The organism is Pseudonocardia pini (assembly GCF_013870575.1).
Lineage (GTDB): Bacteria > Actinomycetota > Actinomycetes > Mycobacteriales > Pseudonocardiaceae > Pseudonocardia > Pseudonocardia pini.
Genome location: NZ_JACBXB010000358.1, coordinates 1 through 5,449, shown reverse-complemented (window position 1 = coordinate 5,449; position 5,449 = coordinate 1). Strand labels below are relative to the sequence as shown.

The window sequence follows — 5,449 nt, the reverse complement described above, 5'->3', positions numbered from 1 at the left end:
CACCCCTCGGGGCTGCGGCGACGGTCGCCGTAGATCGCGACGCCCGCGGAGTCCGGCCCCCGCTCGACGACGCCACACACCATGGTCTCCAGCAGGTGTCCGAGTCGGGGATGGAGCTCAGGGTCACGCAGGTGGAGTCCGACGATCCCGCACACGGGCCGTCTCCTTTCTCGGTGGTTCGCGGGTCAGAAGGCGGTGAGGTAGCGGTCGTGCTCCCACGGGCCGACGGTGCCGTGCCAGTCCAGGAACTCCTCGCGCTTGAGCGTGGCGAAGTACTCGGCCACCCCCGGACCCGCGGCGTCGAGCCCGGCGCGGACGACCGGGTCCGCGGCGAGGGCCTCGACGGCGTGCAGCAGGGTGGGCGGCAGGTCGGGAAGCGCGACCGCGTCCGGGCCGGTGGCGGGCGCCCCGGGGTCGACGTCGCGGGCGATGCCGTCGAGCCCGGCCGCCAGTGCGGCGGCGAGCGCCAGGTAGGGGTTGGCCGAGCCGTCGCCGCCGCGCAGCTCGATGCGGTGGTGGTCGGGGATCCGGACGAAGTGGGTGCGGTCGTTGCCGCCGTAGGTCGCGCGCCGGGGGGACCAGGTCGCCCCGGAGCGGGTGGAGGTCGCGCCGGTGCGCTTGTAGGAGTTCACCGTGGGCGCCAGCACGGCCTGCAGGCCCGGCGCGTGGTCGAGGATGCCGCCGAGGAAGCGGTAGGCCAGCTCGGAGAGCCCGAAGCCGCGGTCGTCGGTGGCGTCGGGGAACAGCGCCGCGCCGTCCCTCCAGAGCGAGAGGTGCAGGTGCATCCCGGACCCGGTGCGGTCGGCGAACGGCTTGGGCATGAAGGTGGCGGTCATGCCGCGCTGCTCGGCGAGCACGGAGATCAGGTAGCGGGCGGTGATGACGCGGTCCGCGGTGGTCAGGGCGTCGGCGTAGGCGAAGTTCTGCTCGAACTGGCCGTTCGCGTCCTCGTGGTCGTTGGCGTAGTTGCCCCAGCCCAGCGCGTTCATCGCGGTGGAGATGCCGGTGAGGTGGTCGTACATGCGGGTCAGGCCGCGGGCGTCGTAGCAGGGGCGGGCCTCGACGTCCTTGCCGTCCGCCGGGGCGAGCGTGCCGTCGTCCGCCCGGTGGACCAGGAAGTACTCCACCTCGGCCCCGGCGAACAGCTCCAGGTCTCGCGACTCGGCCTCCGCGATGAGCGTCTTGAGGATCACGCGGGGGGCGAAGTGCCACGGCACGCCCTCGACGTGGGGGTCGCAGTGCACCAGCGCCAGTCCCTCGCGGACCCAGGGGAGCGGGGTGTAGCTCTCGAGATCGGGGATCGCGACCAGGTCCGGGTCGCTGGGCTGCTGTCCGATGGCCCCCACCGCGTACCCGGCGAACCCGACGCCCTCGTGCTGCAGCTCGTCGGCCGCCTCGACCGGGACCAGCTTCGCGCACGGCTTGCCGGTGAGGTCGACGAACAGGGCGAGCAGGAACCGCACCCCGTCGGCCCGAGCCCGCTCGGCCAGCGACGGGGTACTCGCGACGGCGCCGTCGGACCCCTGCTCGGTGCGCACCAGGGTGAAACCCTCCGAGGCCATGTGCGGTCCCTTCGACGTCGCCACGAGAAATCACAGTCTCTCATCATGAATCAACGTCGCATGACAGGAAACCCGTCGGGCTGTGACGATCGTGTTTCCGCACACGGCGACGGCGTGGGGCGGCCGCCGATCGCGAGGCTCGAGGGTCAGCGCCCCGCGGTGAAGATCTCGGGGTGTCGGGAGAGCTCGACGCTGGTCCGGCGGATGTGGAGGGCGAGCACGGACTCGGCGGTCTCGCCGTCCCGCCGCTCGATGGCGTCGACCAGCAGCCGGTGCTCGGCCTGGATCGTCCACGAGCCCTGGCTGCCGGCCATCGCGGCGAAGGTCCGCCGGTAGTGCTGGGTGGTGTCCCAGAGCCGGGCGACGATCTGGGCGAGCTGCGGGCTGCTGTGCCGGCTGTAGGTGAGCCAGTGGAACTCGCGGTCCAGCACCAGGAAGTGCTCGACGTCCGCGGCCTCCTCGATGCGCTCCTGCAGCTCGTGCAGTCGGGCGACGTCCGCCTCGTCGAGCCGGGGGAGGCTGTCGAGGAGCAGGAGCGGTTCGATGCGCTCCCGGACCGTGTAGGACATCCGCAGGTCGGCGAGGGTCATCTCCGCCACCCACGCGCCCGAGTTGGCCTTGAGCACCACCAGCCCGGAGGACTCCAGGATGCGCAGTGCCTCCCGGACCGGCAGCCTGCTCGCCCGGAGCTCGGCGGCGATCTCGTCCTGCTTGATCCGCGCCCCCGGCGGGAGGTCGCCCGCGAGGATCTGCGCGCGGACGGCGTCGGCGATCCGCCTGCTCTCGACGGGCGAGGGTTGAGTCGACATCGTCCTGACCACGCTCATGCGAAGGCCGACGGGTTCTTGTCGTAGGCCTTCCCGTCCGGGTAGGACACCAGCTCGAACTGCATGCCCCAGGGGCTGCGAAAGTACACCCAGCGCTGCCCCGCGCTCGCGCCGCGGCTCACCGTCGGGTCGCCCATCGTCTCGATGCCGTGTGCCCGCAGGGACTCGATCGCCGCGTCCAGGTCCTCGACGTAGAGCGCCACGTGGTGCCCGCCGACGTCGCTGTTGCGGGGCGGCACCGTGGCCTGCCCCGGGGCGTCGTCGTACTCGAACACCTCGAAGATCGCCTGGCCGCCGAGCCGGTAGAACCGCATGCGGCGCATCACCGCCCGGTCGTCCACCCCCATGTGCTCGCTCATCCAGGAGCCGTCGTCTCGCATCGGGCCGAGTGTGTACAGGCACTCGCACCCGAGCACCCCGACCAGGAACTCGTGTGCCTCGTCGAGGTCCGGGACCGTGAAGCCGATGTGGTCGACGCCCCGGACGTCAGGCAGCGGTGCGGTCATGTGCCCTACTTTCTTGCGAATGGATCCATTCGAACGTTAGTGTGGGCGACGACCCCGAGGTTGTCCACAGTCGAACCCTCAAAGGATCCTTTCATGACCACCCGTAAGAACCTCAGGCCAGCTGCCCCCTGGGTGGAGATCGGCGCCGGTCGGAACGACTGGAGGACGGCCGACGGCGACCTGCTCCTGCAGATGCTCGGCCGAATCCAATGGATCCGATCCTTCGAGCAGTACGTCCTGGAGCTGGCCGGTCAGGGCTTGGTCCACGGGCCCGCGCACTCGAGCATCGGCCAGGAGGGCGGCGCGGTCGGGTCGATCCTGCCGCTGCGCTCGGACGACTTCGTCAACGGCTCGCACCGCGGCCACCACCAGTTCCTCGCGAAGGCCTTCGGCCACGTCGTCGTCGAGAAGACGGGGGAGCTGCCGGACCTCTCCGTCGACGTCCGCGAGGTGCTGCGCCGGACCCTCGCCGAGATCTGCGGCCTGGCGGACGGCTACTGCCACGGCCGGGGCGGGTCCATGCACCTGCAGTGGCGCGATGCGGGTGCCATGGGCACCAACGCGATCGTCGGCGGCGGCGTGCCGCAGGCCGCGGGCTTCGCGTGGAACATGCTCCGCGCGGGCACGGACGCGGTCAGCGTGACCTACTTCGGCGACGGCGCCGTCAACATCGGCTCGGTGCTGGAGACCTTCAACCTCGCGGCCGCCTGGAAGCTCCCGGTCTGCTTCTTCATCGAGAACAACCAGTACGCCGTCTCGACCCCGGTGGCGAAGGCGACGGCCGAGCCGCGCCTGTCCGCGCGCGGCCTCGGGTTCAACATCCCCAGCTGGCGGGTCGACGGCATGGACACCCTGGCCGTGCACGCCGCCATGACCGAGGCCGTCGACCACATGCGCGCAGGCGGCGGCCCGACCATCGTCGAGGCCGACCTCTACCGCTTCTTCCACCAGAACGGACCCTTCCCGGGGAGCGCGTTCGGCTACCGGGACAAGAAGGAGGAGGCGGCCTGGCGCGAGCGCGACCCGCTGGCGCAGCTGCGCCGGGCGGTCGTCTCGCGCGGGCTCGCCACCCAGGAGGAGGTCGACGCGGCCGCGGCCGAGGCCGACGCGGTCATGAAGGAGATCGGAGACGGCTTCCTCGAGCCCCTCGAGGGCGGCAAGCCCGGGCAGCGGAAGATCATCGACTCGCTGTGGCCGGACACCGACTTCGTCGACGTCGGCGTGCGCGGTGACCTCTCCGAGCTCGCGGGCTCGCGCTACGAGGAGCTCGACACCTTCGGCGGCGAGCTGGCCGAGCGCCGGTTCATCGACCTCGTCAGCGAGGTCATGGCGCGGCGCATGGAGACCGACCCGTCCATCGTCGTGCTGGGCGAGGACGTCGACGGGCTCAAGGGTGGCACCAACGGCGCCACCAGGAAGCCGCTGGAGCTGTTCCCCGAGCGCGTCCTCGGCACCCCGATCAGCGAGAACGCGTTCACCGGGCTCGGCGGCGGCATGGCGCTGGACGGCCGGTTCCGCCCGGTCGTCGAGTTCATGTACGCCGACTTCATGTGGGTGGCCGCCGACCAGCTGTTCAACCAGGTCGCCAAGGCCCGGCACATGTTCGGCGGGGACAGCGCGGTGCCGTTCGTGCTGCGCCAGAAGCTCGCCGCGGGCACCGGCTACGGCTCGCAGCACTCCATGGACCCGGCGGGCGTCCTGGCGACCGCGCCGGGCCTGCGCATCGTGGCCCCGTCGAACCCGTTCGACTACGTCGGCCTGATGAACACCGCCCTGAAGTGCGACGACCCCGTCGTGGTGCTCGAGCACGTGGACCTCTACGCCACGCAGGGCACCGCTCCGGTCGACGACCTGGACTACCTCATCGAGGTCGGCCGGGCGGCGCTGCGGCGCGAGGGCGAGCAGCTGACCGTCATCTCCTACCTGACCATGGTCGGGCACTGCCTCGAGGCGTTGGACCAGGTTCCCGAGGTCTCGGCGGATCTCATCGACCTGCGGTGGCTGGACCGGGCGTCCGTGGACTGGGACACGATCGAGAAGAGCGTGCGGAAGACCAACCGCGTCCTGGTCGTCGAGCAGGGCGCGCTCGGCACCTCGTACGGCGGCTGGCTCGCCGACGAGATCCAGCGCCGGCTGTTCGACTGGCTCGACGGGCCCGTCGAGCGCGTCACCGGCGCCGAGGCCTCGCCGAGCATCAGCAAGGTCCTCGAGCGGGCGGCGATCGCCAAGACCGACGAGGTCGTGGCCGCCCTGCGGGCCGTCGCCGCCTCCTGAACCCCCACCGCACGCGAGGAACCACCATGGCTGAACTCCTGCTCGTCCCCGAGGTGGCCGCAGGCGCCACCGAGGTCGTGATCGCCGACTGGCTCGTCCAGCCGGGGGACACCGTCAAGGCGGGCGACGCGATCGCCCTCATCGAGACCGACAAGGCCCTCGTCGAGGTCGAGGCGGAGGGCGACGCGACGTTGCTCCGGTCCCTGGTCGCGGCGGGGGCCGAGGCCGGCGTCGGCAGCCCGCTGGCGCTGCTCGGGTCGATTCTGCGACCACGGAGCGT

5 protein-coding genes are annotated in these 5,449 nt (G+C 71.5%); 2 read left to right on the top strand and 3 right to left on the bottom strand.

All coding sequences use genetic code 11. From position 1 onward, the window contains the following. Window positions 1-185 precede the first annotated feature (185 nt). From glnT to H5J29_RS19360, 3 genes are all read right to left on the bottom strand, one after another. Window positions 186-1,562 (bottom strand): type III glutamate--ammonia ligase, encoded by a 1,377-nt coding sequence (gene glnT / locus H5J29_RS19370; RefSeq protein ID WP_181782463.1) that lies wholly within the window; start codon window positions 1,560-1,562, stop codon window positions 186-188. A 146-nt stretch (window positions 1,563-1,708) separates the two neighbouring features. Further along, complete coding sequence (locus H5J29_RS19365; RefSeq protein WP_246394057.1) at window positions 1,709-2,371, bottom strand: GntR family transcriptional regulator; 663 nt, start codon at window positions 2,369-2,371, stop codon at window positions 1,709-1,711. A 14-nt stretch (window positions 2,372-2,385) separates the two neighbouring features. Further along, window positions 2,386-2,895 carry a VOC family protein gene (locus H5J29_RS19360; RefSeq protein WP_181782461.1) on the bottom strand — a complete coding sequence of 170 codons (510 nt, stop codon included), beginning with the start codon at window positions 2,893-2,895 and terminating at the stop codon, window positions 2,386-2,388. A gap of 93 nt (window positions 2,896-2,988) precedes the next feature. Between H5J29_RS19360 and H5J29_RS19355 the strand changes: the two genes are divergently transcribed. Next, window positions 2,989-5,169, top strand: coding sequence for an alpha-ketoacid dehydrogenase subunit alpha/beta (locus tag H5J29_RS19355; protein ID WP_181782459.1), 2,181 nt, complete (start codon window positions 2,989-2,991; stop codon window positions 5,167-5,169). A 26-nt stretch (window positions 5,170-5,195) separates the two neighbouring features. Further along, the coding region (locus H5J29_RS19350; RefSeq protein WP_220187639.1) for a biotin/lipoyl-containing protein at window positions 5,196-5,449 on the top strand (254 nt) is incomplete at its 3' end.